12 protein-coding genes are annotated in these 17,275 nt (G+C 48.9%); 4 read left to right on the top strand and 8 right to left on the bottom strand.

The window, feature by feature from the left end; genetic code table 11:
- The first annotated feature begins 4 nt into the window (after positions 1–4).
- Complete coding sequence (locus GCU44_RS10145) at positions 5–1,150, top strand: XdhC family protein (protein ID WP_154856300.1); 1,146 nt, start codon at positions 5–7, stop codon at positions 1,148–1,150.
- Positions 1,151–1,474: 324 nt separating this feature from the next.
- Here GCU44_RS10145 and GCU44_RS10140 read toward each other — a convergent pair whose 3' ends face one another.
- The 5 genes from GCU44_RS10140 to GCU44_RS10120 all read right to left on the bottom strand — a co-directional run bounded on the left by GCU44_RS10140 (position 1,475) and on the right by GCU44_RS10120 (position 11,254).
- Positions 1,475–2,335, bottom strand: a complete 861-nt coding sequence (locus tag GCU44_RS10140; RefSeq protein ID WP_317175333.1) for an HAEPLYID family protein — start codon at positions 2,333–2,335, stop codon at positions 1,475–1,477.
- A 69-nt stretch (positions 2,336–2,404) separates the two neighbouring features.
- Positions 2,405–2,794, bottom strand: coding sequence for a hypothetical protein (locus tag GCU44_RS10135; RefSeq protein ID WP_154856299.1), 390 nt, complete (start codon positions 2,792–2,794; stop codon positions 2,405–2,407).
- 20 nt (positions 2,795–2,814) lie between these two features.
- Positions 2,815–6,186, bottom strand: coding sequence for a HEAT repeat domain-containing protein (locus GCU44_RS10130; protein ID WP_241684900.1), 3,372 nt, complete (start codon positions 6,184–6,186; stop codon positions 2,815–2,817).
- 126 nt (positions 6,187–6,312) lie between these two features.
- Positions 6,313–9,741, bottom strand: a complete 3,429-nt coding sequence (locus tag GCU44_RS10125) for a HEAT repeat domain-containing protein (protein ID WP_154856297.1) — start codon at positions 9,739–9,741, stop codon at positions 6,313–6,315.
- Positions 9,742–9,874: 133 nt separating this feature from the next.
- Positions 9,875–11,254 carry an AGE family epimerase/isomerase gene (locus GCU44_RS10120; RefSeq protein WP_154856296.1) on the bottom strand — a complete coding sequence of 460 codons (1,380 nt, stop codon included), beginning with the start codon at positions 11,252–11,254 and terminating at the stop codon, positions 9,875–9,877.
- Between the two features lie 538 nt (positions 11,255–11,792).
- Here GCU44_RS10120 and GCU44_RS10115 point away from each other — a divergent pair.
- Genes GCU44_RS10115 through GCU44_RS10105 form a run of 3 tightly spaced genes read left to right on the top strand, consistent with a single transcriptional unit; the run spans position 11,793 to position 14,597 of the window.
- Positions 11,793–12,905 carry a Re/Si-specific NAD(P)(+) transhydrogenase subunit alpha gene (locus GCU44_RS10115; RefSeq protein WP_092169828.1) on the top strand — a complete coding sequence of 371 codons (1,113 nt, stop codon included), beginning with the start codon at positions 11,793–11,795 and terminating at the stop codon, positions 12,903–12,905.
- Between the two features lies 1 nt (position 12,906).
- The gene (locus GCU44_RS10110) at positions 12,907–13,224 is read left to right on the top strand and encodes an NAD(P) transhydrogenase subunit alpha (protein ID WP_092169831.1); all 318 of its coding nucleotides are present in this window, start codon (positions 12,907–12,909) and stop codon (positions 13,222–13,224) included.
- Between the two features lie 5 nt (positions 13,225–13,229).
- The gene (locus GCU44_RS10105) at positions 13,230–14,597 is read left to right on the top strand and encodes an NAD(P)(+) transhydrogenase (Re/Si-specific) subunit beta (RefSeq protein WP_154856295.1); all 1,368 of its coding nucleotides are present in this window, start codon (positions 13,230–13,232) and stop codon (positions 14,595–14,597) included.
- Positions 14,598–14,755: 158 nt separating this feature from the next.
- On the opposite strand, the gene GCU44_RS10100 is transcribed toward GCU44_RS10105, so the two are convergent.
- From GCU44_RS10100 to GCU44_RS10090, 3 genes are read right to left on the bottom strand one after another with little or no spacing between them, the layout of a single operon-like run.
- Positions 14,756–15,091, bottom strand: coding sequence for an L-rhamnose mutarotase (locus GCU44_RS10100; protein WP_154856294.1), 336 nt, complete (start codon positions 15,089–15,091; stop codon positions 14,756–14,758).
- A 14-nt stretch (positions 15,092–15,105) separates the two neighbouring features.
- Positions 15,106–15,936: an amidohydrolase family protein gene (locus tag GCU44_RS10095; RefSeq protein ID WP_154856293.1), complete on the bottom strand. Its 831-nt coding sequence runs from the start codon at positions 15,934–15,936 to the stop codon at positions 15,106–15,108.
- 13 nt (positions 15,937–15,949) lie between these two features.
- On the bottom strand, positions 15,950–17,026 hold the full coding sequence (locus GCU44_RS10090; protein WP_154856292.1) for a 3-oxoacyl-ACP synthase III family protein: 1,077 nt from the start codon (positions 17,024–17,026) through the stop codon (positions 15,950–15,952).
- Positions 17,027–17,275: the final 249 nt, after the last annotated feature.

Genomic DNA, 17,275 nt, shown 5'->3' with positions numbered 1-17,275 from the left:
ACCAATGAAAGAAATAAAATCCATTGTAAAAGCCTACGAAATGGCTGTTCAAAACGGAGAGGCTTCTGCATTGGCTACGGTAGTAAAAGTGGATGGATCTTCTTATCGGAGGCCGGGCGCTCGAATGCTGGTCACTGAAAACGGTCAGCTGACAGGCGCTATTTCCGGCGGATGTCTGGAAGGAGATGCGCTAAAAAAGGCCCAAATGGTCATTTTTAGTGAGAAATCCATGCTCGTTACCTACGATACTACTGATGAAGACGACGCAAAGTTTGGCGTTGGCCTGGGCTGCAATGGTATCATTCATATTCTTATCGAACCCATCCTGCCGAATACGGAAAACAATCCCATTGCCTTATTGAAACAAACCCTTGAAAACAGGGAGGATAAGGTGATTGTCACGTTCTTTGATACTCAAAAAAAACGAGCCCCACAGACTGGTACCTGCATGCTGTTTCACGGAAACGGATTCCTAACCAATGCCAACCTGGATTCTTTACAGCAACCCTCCATCGAATTTGTTCGAAAAAAGGCGGAAAAAGTCCTGGATCAGCGGCAGTCCCTGATCGTTCCTGCGGAAGCGACCGATACCCTGCAAGCCTTTGTGGAATTCATTGCGGCTCCGGTACAGTTGCTTGTCGTCGGCGCTGGAAACGACGTGATACCCTTGACGCAACTGGCCTCGGTCATGGGATGGGAATTGATTCTCGTGGATGGACGGTCTGATTACGCCACAAAATCCCGATTTCCCATGGCCGCTCAATTACTGGTTGGGAAAGCCGCAGAAATACTTCCCGAATTGCGCCCGGACAGACGAACAGCCGTATTGTTGATGACGCATAATTTCACGTATGACCTTGCCATCATGAGTGGCCTGCACCCCTATCAATTCCCGTATTTAGGCGTGTTGGGACCAAAGAAAAAACTGGAAAAATTGATTGAGAACCTGGAAAAGGAAGGGATCCACCTTTCATCCGGGGATCTACAACGAATCTACGGACCCATGGGGCTGAACATCGGTGCGGAAAGCCCCGAGGAGATTGCCCTATCCGTCATTTCTGAGGTCAGCGCCGTATTGTCCAGCCAGGAACCGATGCACCTAAGAAGCAAACCAGGCCCCATACACGCCGACGAAAATTTACCGGGATAGCAGCAGGTATGGTAAACGCATTTTTTTGGATCACAGCATCCTTGCCTGGATGGTCGCAAGCAGTAGTGGTTCATTGCACTGTTGGCTTTTGAATGACTGAATACAGGCTTTTGAAACCGGGAAACCTTGCTTCCAGCGGCAAATCCTCCGAATAGCTGATGCCTTATATCCCGGACCAAATCAGATCAATTAATGGTCGCTTTAGCTACCAAAGGAGAAACACGACTAACTTTCCTAGTCGCCCTCGCTACGTACGCTATCAACGATTCAGGGACCAAAAGGCACCTATCATCCCCATCCCGGAAGGATGAAACGGGTCGGGTGCTAATGACCCGGTTCATAAATCAAGCGTAAAAATGAACTAAACCGCTCATTTTCTCTACTCAGCGGAATCCCAGTTACGATTCCAACCAGTAGGTTTTCCGCAACTCCAAGGCGCATTTGTGGCCGCATGACCGCAGTGAATACCCCATTGGTCACTTCCTTATTGAATTCAATGCCAATAAAGTTTCGGGTCCCGCTAATCATGTAGTGGAAGTTTGTGTTTACCTGCCAACTGACCGTCAGTCCCGAAGTATCGAAATGATCCTGAATAAAGGGGCCTGTATAAACCAACGTGTGGTAATTCCTGCCCCAGCGCTTCGCTGCAATGAAAAATGGGTTGTACGCATTTCCAGAAAAAATACGGCCTTCTTTGTAGCGGGAGAATTGGTTTAGTTCAAATTCGTGTATATAGCCAATAGCCATTGAGGTTTTGTGTTTTTCGGAAACAAAAAAAGAATATTGACCGGCAAGTTTCAGACTGTTTAACCTGCTCCCGGGAGCCGACTCGCTTCCATTAATCGGGTAGTAAAACGAAAAGGGCAATTCCACCTCCAATCCCAATCGGTCCATAGGCGCCCATTCGTATTCCACCAGAGCCAGGTATTCGTCGTACCGCTCTCGATCGGCTAGTCCCAGTCCTACATTCCATTCTTTTTCCCCTTTACGCGCCCCCAAGTCTCGAATCAGGTCAATGTACAAGGGCTCTGCGTGGAGTACTTTTGCAGGATTTTCCCGATCCTCAATATCGGAGATGTACATGCTGTCAAGCATTTCCTTGGGGCTATCGGATTCTGTTTGGGCGTATGCACGCCAATACATTCCGATCAGCATATAACTGATCAAAGCTATTCGATTCATCATTTGTTAACATTTAGACGTAAAAAACAAGCTCCTGAAGTGTGAGGAGCGATACATTATCCGGAAAACCTATCAGGTAAAATCCGGAGGCGGGGAAGGTATTTCAAAAAATCCTGGCCGAATCCCTCCCAAATTGTTCAATGAAAAATCAGATTGAATACAGGAAATGAACCTCAACCTTATATGCGAACTATCAAAAAAGAGCAGCAAATCAAATGAAAAGGGTTTTTTTAAAGAGTTTTCCTGGTCTGCGTCGGCATCCTCTTGTTCGGGAATGGCATCTTCCATTCCAAGACCCACTTCCAAAATCAGTTCCACGATGCTTTCCTGATCGTTTATTTGAAGGTCCTCGGGAACGTGATCGGCGTGTTCGTCAGGCATGTCCACACTACAGTTGAGCACATAAATAGCCATGAAGGTCCAAAAATTCCTTAGAAACCAACTTTTACGAATTCGACGCATACCATTACAAAGGTATACAATTAATTAAATGGTTCTTCAAGGGTGGCCAGGAAACTTACCAAGTCCCTGATTTCCCTTCGGGTGAGGTATTCCTTCATATCGGGCATGCTGGACGGGGCATCCCGACGTGTCACAATATGTGATTTCTGAATCAGCGTATCGGGTTGGTTCCCCATTTTTAGTGTAATGCTGTTGGCATCCTCGTCCACTTTTATCCCGGCAAGGGTCTTTTCGGAATCCAACGTCAAGGTAACCACCCCAAAGCCTGGTGCCAATCGTTTGCTGGGATCGATCAAGGCTTCCAGTAACTGTTGTCTGTTAAGGGTCTTCCCTATTCCATTAAGCTTTGGCCCCGCATTTCCGCCAAAATCGTCGTATGCATGGCATTTGATACACTGCCCGGTCGCATGCTGGAAAAAGATTCTCCTCCCCTTTGCCACATCGCCACCATACATACTTCCCCCATAACTGGCGAGCAGATCGTCTTCCGACATTTCCGCCTTAATTTCTTCATAGCGGCTTAGCAGATCTCCCGTTTCCATCGCTTCCATGGCCTCAAAAAACTCCAATTCGATAGCCGGAGGCAACTGCCCACTTTCCAGCTGATCCAGTAACTGTTCCATGACGGGAAGAGAGGCTTTTTCGTCCAGCTTTGCCAGGGCTGTGACCGCCGCCTGTTGCTCTTCAACGGTTCTTTTTTGAATCACCTCCTCCAATAAGGATGCTTTCGTACCATCGTTGATGTCCTGCTGTTCCAGTAGCGCCAATCCTGCCACACGTACCAATTTTTCTTTATCGGCCAGGGCAATTTCTATCGCCTCACCAACGGGAGCATTCGGGATTGTTGCCAGGGCCCGAAGACAGGCTTCCCGCACTTCGGCAGCCGGGTCGCTCGCTAACAGACGCAACAAATTCCCGGAAGATTCGCCGATTCCCACCGAACCTAGCGCCTGAACAGCTGCTTTACGGATTTCCGGACTACTGCTCGCGGTCAACCGCTGTAAGGTTTCGGAGCTAGTCGCCTGAAGTTGGTTCCTATCTCGCTCGATTTCTCCCCGGTACCAGCCGTCTACCCGATCAAGTACGGAGGGAGATGCCCAGCTGCTAAGGGTGGCAATGGCTTCCATGCGCATGGCTTCGGGTGCGTCGGAGCGCATACTGTAGTTCAAAAGATTGGACAGGGCCTGTTCCGAACCCCACCTGAGATTGGCGTTGATGGCTCTTCGGATCAAGGGCTCTGAATTAAATTTACCACTCACTAGAAGATTGCCAAGTGCCGGTAAAGCTGCCGGAATGGAAAAATCGTCGTTTATTGCCCGAGCGGCTTCGGCAACAATGTATTCGCTCTCATCCGCCAAAAACTGCTGGACACCTTCGTGTCTGAGTCTCCTAAGCGCCAGGACGGCTCCCAATCGCACGGAAACTGATGAATGCTCCGCCAAGCCGATCAAAAATTCGGGCTCGGCAACACGGGATAAAGCAAGACTGGCAGCGTGGCGGATATATAGATCTTCGTCCTGATTTTGTACCAAAAGGTCTACCAGTGCTTCCGCGCCCTCGCGGTGTCCGATCCTACCGATTGCTTCGGCAGCGAAAAACTGAACCCGGGCATGGGGATCATTGAGTAAGGGAACCAAAGCCGTTGCTGCTTCGGTATACCGTAGGTCACCCAGCCATTTGGCGGCCTGGGCGCGAATCTCATCATCGCCTGCGGACAGAAGCGGCAGCAATGCGGCTGCCTTTTCGGTATCCTTCCGTGCCAGCTGGGAAATCCCCCAGATCGAGTGAATGCGCGCGAATTGATTTCCGTTCTCGCTCAATAGGGCCTGAAAGATCTCAAATCCTTCCTCACCGCGTTTTGCCAGTTCAAACTGGGCTTTTTGGCGTACGCGCTGATCTTCGTAGGAGAGAAGATTACCCAATTCCTCCAGGGAGCGCTCTCCAAAATCCGCCGCTAAATGGGCAGCAGTCGATCGAAAATAATCGGCAGGAGCTGTAGTATCGGTCAATTTCCAAATTCTTCCGTATCCTTTATTGACCCAACCATCAATCCAGTCAGAAAAATACAGGGAGCCGTCGGGACCGAAATCCATTCCCGTAGCAAGAATACCTCCCACGAGCTGTTCGGTCTCTCCCATTTCAAATCCAGCCCCTTTGGGTATCAGATCAAATGCATGAATGCCGGAGCGTGCGGGATTTCCAGCAAATTCGGCAACAAAAAATTTATTCTTCCATTCGGGGCCCAGGGCTGTTCCGGGATTATAAACCATTCCGGTAGGCCCATTGATGTAATTGGCAATTGTGGGTATAAAATAGGCCGCCTGCCCTTCGGTTCTGGGCAAGTGCATGTTTTCGTCCATCCAGACTTTGTAGGAATTGTTCTTGGGATCACGGTATTTACCAAATTGCCAATTGATCCGCCAGCCGGTATCCGACCCCTCTACCAGGTAGACAATCCGCTCCCTTTCCCCACGGTGATCGCCGTCATTATCCACGCTAATCAGGTTGCCGTATCCGTCAAAATCAAATTCATGGGTATTTCGGACCCCATAGGCAAAAATCTCGAAGTCACTGCCATCGGGATTGGCCCGGGCGATTACTCCACAATTGGGATACACATGTTCATTGCCCTCCTTATCTACGCCGTTAAACCCAATATCTCCAATACCCCAATAAATCTTGCCTTCCGGCCCCACCTTCAGTCCGGACATGTTGTGTCCTCCAAAGCCGATATGCACGCCAAAGCCATGCACCAGGGACTCCTTCTCGTCCAAGATCCCATCTCCGTTGCTGTCACGCAATTTCCAAAGATCTGGTGCCACGCCAACAAACAATTCACCCTCGTGGTACAAAACCGCACCAGCCACATCCGAAATTTCCTCATGAAAATCACGAACAATCAGTTGAGACCGATCCGCACGTCCATCTCCATCCGTATCTTCTAATCGAAAGACATTTTCCTTCTCTACCGTCAAATCCTTCCAATCATGAGATCCGTCTCCATTTATATCAGGTAGCCATTCGTTAGTTGCACTGTTTTCGGGCGCCAGTTCCTTCCGGATAAAGGCCCTTCTATCGTCTACATGCCGCATTTTCTGAGATGCTATTTCCCAATCTTGGTGACTTCGTATATCAAATTCAGAGATCTTCCTCCGGTTGGTCTTCGAGTAAAAAACTGTTCCGTCATCGTCCATTTGCATAGAAATCGGGTCTGCTACCAAGGAATCTACCGCCCAAATATCCAAGGCCATGTTCGGATGAAATTCCGGCTTTACCAGGTTCAGAATTGCAGCTGCCTGCTGACTTACTTCCTCCTGGCTTAGTTCGCGGCTTTCGAATACTTCTTCCGGCTTTTGCGAACAGGTAACGAAGGCCGATAGGGATAACGCCAACAAAAAATATTTTCTAAAAAATCCGCTTACGCACATTAAATGAATACCTTTAACCATAAGATGTAAACCAATTATTTTCCTTCTTGTTATTTCGTTTGTGTATTAAATACGCGCGGGCATCACCAATTACCATTCCTCGGTCAAGGTAACCAAAAAACTGACCAAATCGCGCATCTCCCGCTTGCTCAGTAAGCCTTTCATGTCGGGCATCGAGGATTGGGCATTTGTCCGTTCCTTGATTTGCTTTTTTGCCACGGTCTTTTCCGGATCGTTTCCAATTTTTAGAAAAACCGCATCCTCGTTCTCTTCTACCAATATGCCCGTTACAGTTTCACCGTCCGCCAATTTCAGCGTTACCATTCCATAGCCGGGGGCTACGCGCTTGCCTGGATCAATAAGGGCTTCCAATAATTGCTCGCGATTCAGGACGGCTCCGATTCCATTCAGCCTCGGTCCCGCCGTTCCACCGTAGTCGTCGTAGGCGTGGCAGCGGATGCATTGACCGGTTTGGTGCTGAAAGAAAATTCTCCTTCCGGAATTTTCATCCCCTCCATAGAGGCTTCCTGCGTACGTGGCCAACAAATCATCGGTGGCCAAAGCGGTCTGCAGGGAAGCAAATCGTATCTCAAGGGATTCATTATCAAGTAATTCAATTGCCTCACCCAACTCCAAAACCAATCCCGGATGGAGTTTTCCCGCCTCCCATTGATCGAGAAGCGATTGGATAACAGGCGCAGCGTGGGATGCTTCCACTTTCGTCAACGCCAGGAGGGCAGCTTGCTTTTCTTCGATTTCCTGCTTTTCTATCACGTCTTTCAGCAAATCCGCCAACAGGTTTCCGGGAAAATCCATGGTATCCATCAGATCAAGACCAGCGATGCGTACATTTTTTTCCGGATCGCGTGTGGCGCGTTCCAGCGCCCGATCCATTCCTTCCCACTGAATACCGGCCAGCGCACGAAGTGCGGCTTCCCGCACGGCTGCATTTGAGTCGCTTGTAAGTCGTAGAAAGAGTCGATCGGAAGTCTCCGCTAACCCAATCTTTCCGCAGGCTTGAACCGCCGATAAACGCAACTCAGCCTTGGGATGGTCAAGCAAGGGGCCCAGGATCGCGTCCGCCCGTGACCGAAGAGCAGATGGGTCCCGCACTACCACTCCCCGGTACCTACCGTCTACCCTATCCAATACCGAAGGTGCTGCCCAGGTGGATAGCGCTTCCAATGCCTCCTGGCGCATGGAGACCGGTGCGGTTTCGTTGGAAACATAGGCAAGCAAATTGGCTAGGGCCGCGTCTGTACCTACCCTGAGGTTGGCATTGATGGCCCGGCGGAGTAGTGGCTCCGATTGAAGTCCACTTTTTTGGGTTAAGTCTCCCAGAGCAGGCAATGCCTCCGGTATGGAAAAGTCATCGTTGATGGCACGGGCCGCTTCTGCAACGATGTATTCCGAGGAGTCCTGTAAAAATACCTGAATCGAAGGGTCCTGCATTCTCCGCAAGGCAATCACGGCGGCTAAACGAACTGCAGCAGATGCATGGGTGTGCAAGGCAGCCACCTCAGCGGCCTTTCCAATTCTCGCCAAAGCCAGGCTTCCGGCGTGTCGCAGGTAAAGATCCGTGTCCTGATTTTCCTCCAACATAGCGACGATGGGTTGTAGGGCGGGTTCGTGCGCAATTCTACCCAGCGCTTCAGCCGAAAAGAACCGTGCCCGGGCATATGGATCCTTTAGCAGCGGAATCAATGCCTCACCAGCCTTTTCATACCGAATATCGCCCAACCAACGTGCAGCCTGTGCCCGGATTTCCGGGTCCTCGTCGGTGAGGTAGGTCATCAATAATGGACCGCCCATTACTGAATCACCCGCTCGCTCCATCTGGGCAATCCCCCAAATGGAATGAATACGGGCGAGTTGCACCGATGTCTGACGCAGCTGTTTTTCAAATACATCAAACCCCTGCTTCCCTCTTTTTACCAACTCAAATTGTGCTTTTTGCCGGATTCGTTGATCTGCATGTTCCAATAGGGTTCCCAACTCCGAAAGTTCCTTCGCTCCAAAGTCCGCTTTCATAAGGCTTTCGGTTTCCTTGCGGATGGGACTATTTTTACCGGAAACGTCATCCAGTTTCCAAACCCTACCATTATCTTTTGTTCCCCAACCGTCGATCCAATCGGAAAAATACAAGGCTCCATCCGGTCCAAAATCCATACCGGTGGCCAAAATTCCCCCCATGATTTTTTTGGTTTCTTTCAGGGAAAACCCGGCTCCCCTGGGTTCCAGCGTAAAGGCATGTATGCCTGAGCGCGCGGGGTTTCCGACAAATTCAGCGACAAAAAATGTGTTTTTCCAGTCTTCCCCCAGTGCGGTGCCTGGGTTGTACAACATCCCGGTTGGGCCATTGATGTAATTGGTGATGGGGGGAATAAAGTACGCCGCCTGCCCTTCGTGCCGGGGTAGGTACATACCTTCGTCCATCCATACCTTATAGGAATTGTTTTTGGGGTCCCGGTACTTACCAAATTGCCAGTTGATTCTCCAACCGGTATCGGAGCCGTCTACCAGGTACACCAGACGTTCGCTTTCGCCCCGGTGATCGCCGTCGTTATCCACGCTTATCAGATTACCATAGGCATCGAAAACGAATTCATGCGTATTTCGTACGCCCATGGCGAAAATTTCAAAACCCGTCCCATCCGGATTGGATCGGGCGATGACACCCCGGTTTGGGTAATTGTAGGTGTTTCCCTCCTGATCGGTTCCCTGAAAGCCAATATCTCCAATTCCCCAGTAAACCCGGCCATCGGGCCCCATCTCTGCACCGGACATCCCGTGCCCTCCAAAGCCGATGTGTACGCCATAGCCATGGGAAATAGACATTTTTTCTTCAACCAAACCGGTACGATTGTCTTCTCGCATGCGCCACATGTCTGGACCGGCGCCTACGAAAAGATCATCCCCGTACTTCATGACCGCACCGGCCACATCGGTAACCTCTTCGTTTAACCCCTCAAATACAAGCTGGTATTGATCTGCCAGACCATCGCCATCGGTATCCGACAGTCGGTAGATATGCTCTTTTTCAACGGTCATATCTCTCCAATCGCGCACGCCGTCTTGGTTCACATCAGCGAGAAATTGGTTTTTATCGCTGTTTTCTGCCGATAATTCTTCCCGAAGAAAAGCCCGCTTATCATCGATGGATTGCAGGCCAATTGACCTGATTTCCCAATCCTGGTGGCCACGAATATCAAACTCGGAATTTTTTTGTCGGTTGGTGCGGCTGTAATAAAGGGCTCCATCATCATCAAAATCAATGGATATGGGATCAAAAACCAGGGAATCGGATGCCCATAGGCGAATTTCCAGGCCCTCTTCGAGTTCCGGCTGAACCTGATTTTCCAGCATCTTCGCCATTTCGGTTGCTGTCTCGCTATCAATGCGCTTGATCTTCAATGCTTCGGGAGAAGGATTGCAAGAAAATGCAACGACCAGTCCCAGTAGACTGAACAGGGGCAACCGCATTTTGATGCCGGTGCCTTTTGGAATAGTTGGATTCATTGTTCGTTTGTATGATTTGTCTTTCATCAACGCCATGAAAAAACAAATAGGATTACTTTTGGGCGGTTAATATAAGGAAAAGTTAGGCAGTGGAAAATCGAAATTTTATGAACGCCGAAATCCATGTCCTTTTTCAATGATCACCCGTATTAATGGTAAGGGCTAAGTGGGTCGGATCGCGAAGCTTCCGGTCACAATTAGTAAGGGAGCGAAAATTATGATAGGCCGTTTTCCAAACATGCCCTTTCCTTTCCCGCTTCATTTCCGGCTGCTTATCCAAGCCACCGGAGTACCACTCACCATGCTCGTGGTCGATCAGGTAGGATTGGATGTATTCCCATTGTTTTTTAAACTTGTCAAAATAGCGATTCGAATCGTCCGGATACAGGTCTGCCATGATCAGCAGGGTGTTTAATCCCTCGGCCTGTGCCCACCAATTTTTCGTATCTTTCACCGTTTCGGGCGCATCCTCACCGGGAAAATAATAGCCTCCATCATAAAAGCCACCCACACCATCATCCCAACCAAATTTGAGCGCATGGTCTACCATTTTTTTCCCAACTTCCCAGGTCTTGTAATCGTTTTTTAATCCCAACACATGAGAAGCCTCCATCATCAGGTAGGCTGTTTCTACATCATGGCCGTAGGAAACGTGGTCGATGGAATGGTGCTTTTCAATCGCTTCCCTACCTTGATCCTGGAAACTAACCGGCGTCCAATCTGGATGCAGAAACAACTGCAAATATCCTTGCTCCTGTACAATTTTGTCCCGAATCAGCACCAGAAGTGCCTCGGTACGCGTTTTCAGCAAGGGATCTTTCCACGCCTGATACAATTCGGTAAATGCTTCCAGCAAATGAATGGAGCTGTTTTGATCTTTGTAGCCTACCGTGGAAGTAGAGGGTGTGTCTGGCGTCCGCGGCAGCGGGTTCCCGTCCCGGGAAAGGGACTGGTAATACCCTCCATAGACCGGGTCGTAACTGTGCGCTTCCAGCCAGTGGAACGCCTTTTTGGCCAAATCCAAGGCTTCCTGATCGCCGGTTTCCCGGTAATAAGCGGCCAGGCCATAAATCCCAAAGGCATTGCCATAGGCCGTCTTTTCGCCATTACTGCCGCCCGGCAAATCTCCAGCTCGGTTAAGCAGCGTAAAAAACCCACCATAGGTCGCATCCCAAAACGAATCCCGCAAAAACTCAAAACCAATTTTTGCACCCCGCTCGTAATGGTCCACTTGCGGGTACCGCTCCATGAGTTTGGATAGCGTCCAAAGATGCCTGGCTTGAGATACAATCATTTTTTGCTGATTTTCGGAAAGCGAAAAATCGTACTCAAAGCTACTTAGGTAGCCGCCGTATTGGCTGTCGTAGGCTTTGGGATACCATAGGTTGACCATTTCGTGTTCGATGGAGTAGGCGATTTCATCGGCAATTTCGATGCGCAACTCCTCCTGTGCGACGGTCCTGTGTGCAAACAGAACGAGTAGGTAAAACCAAAGGAATGTAAAACGGGTCATGAATTTCGGGTTTTATTCAGTTAATTGACAGGCTTCGGTCGGCGCCCAATCGGCAGGTTAAAAATACGGTACTTCCGGGTAACCTGCATTATTTTTTGCGTTTTTTCCAAAACCGATACAACACAATGACAAATATGGGCAATAGCACAATTGGCCAATAATCGAGAAAAGGAAGGCTTTCTCCGGAATTACCGTCCTGCGCCTGCATCAGTACTGGGAAACTAAAAAGGAGTAAAAGAGATAAATAAGCAGTTTGCATACGTTGGTACAATTTATTTGTTCGGTTGTCTTAACGAACATCCATCGGGATTGAACCAAAGGGCTGTCCGGGAATTCGCTATTTTTTTGATTATGTTTTGAAATTTAATTAAAAAAATGGTTTTAGCTTTTATTTTGCGAAACTTTTGAAAGGGATTACTGTAAAATCCCTAAAAAAGTGCTTTTTTTGCACTGCCAAATTACCTTGGCCACCTTAACCTACAAGTACTGGCAACCTCTGGAAAAGGAATTGTTTTGAATCAATCAATTAACCACCAATATGATTTTAGGAATTTTAAAAGAACCTTCGCCGGAAACCAGGGTTTCCCTGCACCCGGAAGCAGTAAAGGTACTAACCGGATCGGGCAATCAGGTGTTGATCGAAACGGGGGCGGGAGATTCCTCCTTCCTATCGGATGCGGTATATCAGGAAGCGGGAGCAACCGTCAAATCTCGGGTAGAAGTACTGGAAACAGCAGAGATGATTTTCCAGATTACACCCCTTGATGCGGAAGATCAAAAAAAATTGTCTCGTGGCAAATACCTGGTTGGCGTATACCAGCCCCTTGTAGCTAGAGAACTGATGAAATCCCTCGCCGAGACGGGTGTCACCTTGCTAAGCATGGATTCCATTCCGCGTATCACCCGGGCACAAAGCATGGACGTACTGTCTTCGATGAGCACCGTATCGGGTTACAAAGCCGTATTACTTGCAGCCGCCAATTTACCGCGCTTTTTCCCCATGTTGATGACCGCCGCCGGAACCATTGCCCCAGCCAAAGTGCTAATCATCGGGGCCGGAGTGGCGGGACTACAGGCAATCGCTACCGCCAAACGGTTGGGAGCCGTGGTCGAAGCCTTTGATACCCGACCTTCGGTCAAAGAGCAAGTAGAAAGCCTCGGAGGAAAATTTGTGGAAGTGCCAGGTGCGGTTGAGGATAAAGGAGCAGGAGGATATGCCGTAGAACAATCCGAGGAATACAAGCAGAAGCAATCGGAAATGCTCGAAAAATCAATCATCAAATCGGATGTAGTCATCACCACGGCCCTTATCCCCGGCAGAAAAGCACCCATTTTGATTACCAGAAGCATGTTGGAGAAAATGAAAGCAGGTGCGGTAGTGGTAGATTTAGCCGCGGCCAACGGAGGAAATTGCGAAGGAACAGAAAACAACAAAACGGTCACGTTATCGGGTGTTACCATTATTGGGAATTCAGCCCTGCCAGCAAGCATGCCGGAAGACGCGAGTAAAATGTACAGCAAAAACGTGCAAAACTTATTGAAGTTATTGCTAAACGAAGATAAAATCAACCTCAATTTCGAGGACGAGATCATCAAAGGAACCTGCATTACTCACGATGGTGCGATTATTTATGAACCTTTATTAAAGTAAAATGGAAGCAATCATCAACTACATATCTGTCAATCAACAGGAATTTTACATTTTTATCCTGGCGGTGTTTGTGGGGATAGAAGTCATCTCTAAAGTCCCGACGGTGTTGCACACGCCCCTGATGTCCGGGTCAAATGCCCTCTCCGGCGTGGTGATCGTGGGATCCATCATCGTCCTGGGAAAAACCGACCCGGCCAATTACCTGGCGCTGACGTTGGGATTTCTGGCCGTACTTCTCGCCACGTTGAATGTGGTAGGAGGCTTTGCCGTTACCAACCGCATGTTAGAAATGTTTAAAAAGAAACCCGGTAAAAAATAAACGTCATGATTTTACAATTAATCGATATAGGCTATCTGGTCGCGGTAGTGCTTTTTATTCTGGGAATAAAATTGATGAGTCATCCGGAATCGGCAAGAAAAGGGAACAGCATCGCACTGGCTGGAATGATTCTGGCCATTGTAGTTTCCTTTTTTACCCCCGGATTGGATAATATAGTCCTTATTCTAATTGCCATTGCCCTCGGTACAGTAGGCGGCCTATATTCGGCCAAAACGGTACAAATGACCGCCATGCCCCAGCTGGTCTCGTTTTTCAACGGAATGGGTGGTGCGGCAGCAGCGTTGATCGGACTGGTAGAATATGGAGACCTCGCGATAGACGATATTGGAAAAGGCAGTGTCCTGATGGCGAGCTTGATCATCGGTTCCGTTTCCTTCTCCGGATCCATGATTGCCATGGGTAAGCTACAGGGTGTCATAAAAGATATCCGCGTTAACAAGATTCTCGCATTTTTGGTGTTGGGCCTGGCCATTGCCCTGGCGGTATACGTACTTATGGCCGCTGAGCCAAAACCCCTGTTTGTTTACGGACTGGTTGCGCTGGCATTGATCTACGGATTGCTATTCGTTTACCCCATCGGGGGTGCCGATATGCCGGTTGTCATCTCTCTGCTCAACTCCCTAACGGGTGTGACCGCAGCTACCACGGGTTTGCTGTACGATAACAAGGTGATGCTCATGGGTGGAATTCTGGTAGGCTCTGCGGGCCTTTTGCTGACCTTGCTGATGGCCAAAGCGATGAACCGCTCTGTAAGTAATATTTTATTCACCTCTTTCGGTTCGGCGGCCGGCACCGCTGCAGCCGGGCAAGACGGAGATCAGGTGGCCAAGGAAATCAATACCTACGACAGTGCAATCCTATTGGCTTACGCCAAACGGGTAGTGGTCGTTCCCGGATACGGGCTGGCTGTAGCACAGGCACAGCATGCGGTACACGACCTGGAAAAAATTCTGGAAGAAAAAGGCGTGGAAGTAACCTATGGTATCCATCCCGTTGCGGGTAGGATGCCCGGACACATGAACGTGTTGTTGGCGGAATCGGATGTTTCCTACGACAAATTAATCGAAATGGACGACATGAACGAACAGCTACCCAATACGGACGTGGTCATGGTCATCGGCGCAAACGATGTTGTCAACCCCGCTGCCAACGATGATCCTTCAAGCCCGATCTATGGCATGCCCATTTTGGAAGTAAATCGAGCTACCAACGTCATAGTGATCAAGCGAAGCATGAGCTCCGGCTATGCCGGCATTCAGAACGCGCTCTTTTTCGATCCAAAAACGCGCATGCTGTTCGGAGATGCGAAAAAAGTACTAAACGGACTTGTAAGTGAGGTGAAAAACATGTAACCACCAAACGTACACCCGTATAAAAAAGCTGCCTGAGCCTACAGGTAGCTTTTTTTTTGATTGAGGATAAAACATACCTTTCTAGAGGCAGTTTGTTCTCTGTCTCGTACAGAAACAGAAAGAAGTTCGAAAGGACTAGCGAAAGCGTCCGCTTCACTTCATTTCCCCAGCGAAAAAATCTGCTCCATTCGAACCCATTTTTCACCCGGCGCGGCCCAAGCCAGGGATTTTTGAAGGCTCCCCATCAACTTTTCCCACGCTTGCACTTGTTGATTGGCAGCATCCATCTCCGCCTTTCGTTCAAAGGAAAACTCCTCTCCCACTTCCATGATCATAAAAAGCCGATTGCCCGTGAGATAAATATCCATCACTTGTATGCCTGCCTCTCGGATGCTATCTTCAATGGCAGCAGGAACCTGCTGGTGATGCGCCTTGTAACGCGCGATAGCCGCCGGGTCATCCTGTAGATCCAATGCGAAACAATACCGTCTCATTTTTTTTTATTTAGTCAAAGTCTGTAAAACTGTCGGGCATTTTCGTACCAGATTTTCTCCTGCAAAGCTATTGATTGCTCCTTCAAGTACTCCTCCAGCACCCCAACGACCTGCCCATAGGTAGCGGCGAGCCCGCAAACCGGCCAATCCGACCCAAACAACAACCTATCCTCGCCAAAAGCTTCGACCACCACGTCCAGGTAAGGAAAAAAATCATCCTTTTTCCAATTTGTCCAGTCGGCTTCCGTCACCATTCCGGATACCTTGCAACAAACCTGCGGATGCCCGGCGAGTTCCTCAATCTGCACCTTCCAATCAGCAATCGCCCCCTGTTTAATTTTTGGCTTTGCCAGGTGGTCCAGTACAAACCTACCCTCGGGAAAATTGGCCACTGTTTGTATGGCGCCGTCCAATTGATGCGGAAGTACCAACAAGTCGTAGCTGTAGCCAGCCTCGAAAATCAGTTGCAGTCCCTGCTGAAAGGAAGGCTGCAAGATAAAATCGGGATCTTTTTCGTCCTGCAGTAGGTGCCGAAAGCCTTTTAGCTTGCTAAAAGGCTGATAGGCATGCAAGGTATCCTGCAGGCCGCTCGACCGAAGGTCCACCCAGCCAACCACGCCAAGCAAAAAGGGGTATTCCTCTGCCAAATGAAGTAGAAAGTGGGTTTCCGATTCTTCGGAAACGGCCTGTACGGCTACCGTACCCGCTACCTCATGGGCTTGAAGGTGTGGGTGCAGCGTAGCCGGTAAAAAGTCTCTGGCAATGGTCTCCATGCCGTTCCCAATCCAGGGGTACCGCTCGGGGTCGTATTGCCAAAAATGCTGGTGTGAATCTATCTTTTTCATGGGAAGCATGGTTTCATTCGGGATGTCGGTAGACCATAACGTTGATGTTCATGCCGGCGCCCACCGACGCAAACAATGCGTATTCGCCAGGAACAAAGCGGTGGTGACCCAACTTACCTTTAGCAACCAAATCGTATAAGATTGGGACGGTCGCAACCGAGTTATTTCCCAATTTCTGAATACTCATGGGCATGAGGTCTTCCGGTACTCGGTCTTGTTCGTACAAGTGAAACAGCCGCTCCAGAATGTTGTGGTCCATCTTCGCATTTGCCTGGTGAATCAATACTTTTTTAATATGGTCAAGTGGCAGTCCGGCCCGATCGATACAGGCTTTTACGGTCGGAGGGACGGTTTTTATGGCGTATTCGTACAGTTTCCTTCCATTCATCTTTAAAAAGAGCGTATCGTCGGGAAAATCCGGATTGTATGAGGGGCCCATGGTAAGCAAATGGGCGTGATTCAGGGTGTCCGACCGGGTTATATGGGTAATGATTCCCACCTTTTCTTCTGTTTCACAGGCTTCCAAAATAACCGCACCGGCACCGTCGGAAAAAATCATGCTATCCATGTCGTGTGGATCCGATATTCTGGATAGGTTTTCCGCACCGATCACCATCACACGCTTGGCATCTCCGGATCGGATGTAGTAATTGGCCTGAATCATGCCCTGAACCCAACCGGGGCAGCCAAAAGGTAGGTCATAGGCTACGGTGTAGGGATTAGCGATCCCTAATTTATGCTTAACCCTGGCTGCAAGGGTCGGACAGGTATCGATCCGTATGTTGTCTTTCCGAATATCTCCGAAATTATGGGCGACGATGATGTAATCAAGGGATTCCCCATCGATGGACGCATCGTTTAAGGCATCTCGTGCGGCCAAATACCCCATATCGGAAGTCATCAAATCGTCTTCGAGGTACCTCCTTTCGCTGATCTCGGTAATCTTCTGCAGGGTAGCCACAATGTCTGGGTTCGGTTTAGCCAGTCTTTCTCCGTTGGCTCCGTAAAAATCTCTGGATAAAAAATGGTCGTTAGGAATTCGAATGGTCGGCAAGTAACTCCCTGACCCAATTATGATGCTTTGTATCATGTCCTTTTGTGTATGTGATCCGTTTGTAGGAAACCTAAAAATCCTAAAGTAAGAAATTTTCGCTTACGGGATAATAAAAATAAAAAATGATTGGCTTTGGGTTACCAAATTTGAAGGGAACAGTACCTTACAAACAGCAAGGTATAAAAAGAGGCTGTCCGAAAAGGGCAGCCTTTTTTATGCGGCTATTTTTCCCGAATATTCGGAAAAGTTTGAATCTCCACTATTTGGTGGCACTGATAAACTAAA

This window comes from Cyclobacterium xiamenense, from assembly GCF_009467825.1.
Classification (GTDB): Bacteria; Bacteroidota; Bacteroidia; order Cytophagales; family Cyclobacteriaceae; genus Cyclobacterium; species Cyclobacterium xiamenense.
The sequence above is the reverse complement of the archived record's forward strand: the minus strand, read 5'-3'. Positions and strand labels throughout refer to the sequence as shown.

Excerpts from the sequence above, each read along its gene's own strand:
- GCU44_RS10135 (WP_154856299.1), bottom strand. The coding sequence starts at position 2,794 with ATGCGTCGAATTCGTAAAAGTTGGTTTCTAAGGAATTTTTGGACCTTC.
- GCU44_RS10105 (WP_154856295.1), top strand. The coding sequence starts at position 13,230 with ATGATTTTACAATTAATCGATATAGGCTATCTGGTCGCGGTAGTGCTT.
- GCU44_RS10125 (WP_154856297.1), bottom strand. The coding sequence starts at position 9,741 with ATGAATCCAACTATTCCAAAAGGCACCGGCATCAAAATGCGGTTGCCC.
- GCU44_RS10095 (WP_154856293.1), bottom strand. The coding sequence starts at position 15,936 with ATGAAAAAGATAGATTCACACCAGCATTTTTGGCAATACGACCCCGAG.
- GCU44_RS10110 (WP_092169831.1), top strand. The coding sequence starts at position 12,907 with ATGGAAGCAATCATCAACTACATATCTGTCAATCAACAGGAATTTTAC.
- GCU44_RS10120 (WP_154856296.1), bottom strand. The coding sequence starts at position 11,254 with ATGACCCGTTTTACATTCCTTTGGTTTTACCTACTCGTTCTGTTTGCA.
- GCU44_RS10090 (WP_154856292.1), bottom strand. The coding sequence starts at position 17,026 with ATGATACAAAGCATCATAATTGGGTCAGGGAGTTACTTGCCGACCATT.
- GCU44_RS10140 (WP_317175333.1), bottom strand. The coding sequence starts at position 2,335 with ATGATGAATCGAATAGCTTTGATCAGTTATATGCTGATCGGAATGTAT.
- GCU44_RS10100 (WP_154856294.1), bottom strand. The coding sequence starts at position 15,091 with ATGAGACGGTATTGTTTCGCATTGGATCTACAGGATGACCCGGCGGCT.
- GCU44_RS10145 (WP_154856300.1), top strand. The coding sequence starts at position 5 with ATGAAAGAAATAAAATCCATTGTAAAAGCCTACGAAATGGCTGTTCAA.
- GCU44_RS10115 (WP_092169828.1), top strand. The coding sequence starts at position 11,793 with ATGATTTTAGGAATTTTAAAAGAACCTTCGCCGGAAACCAGGGTTTCC.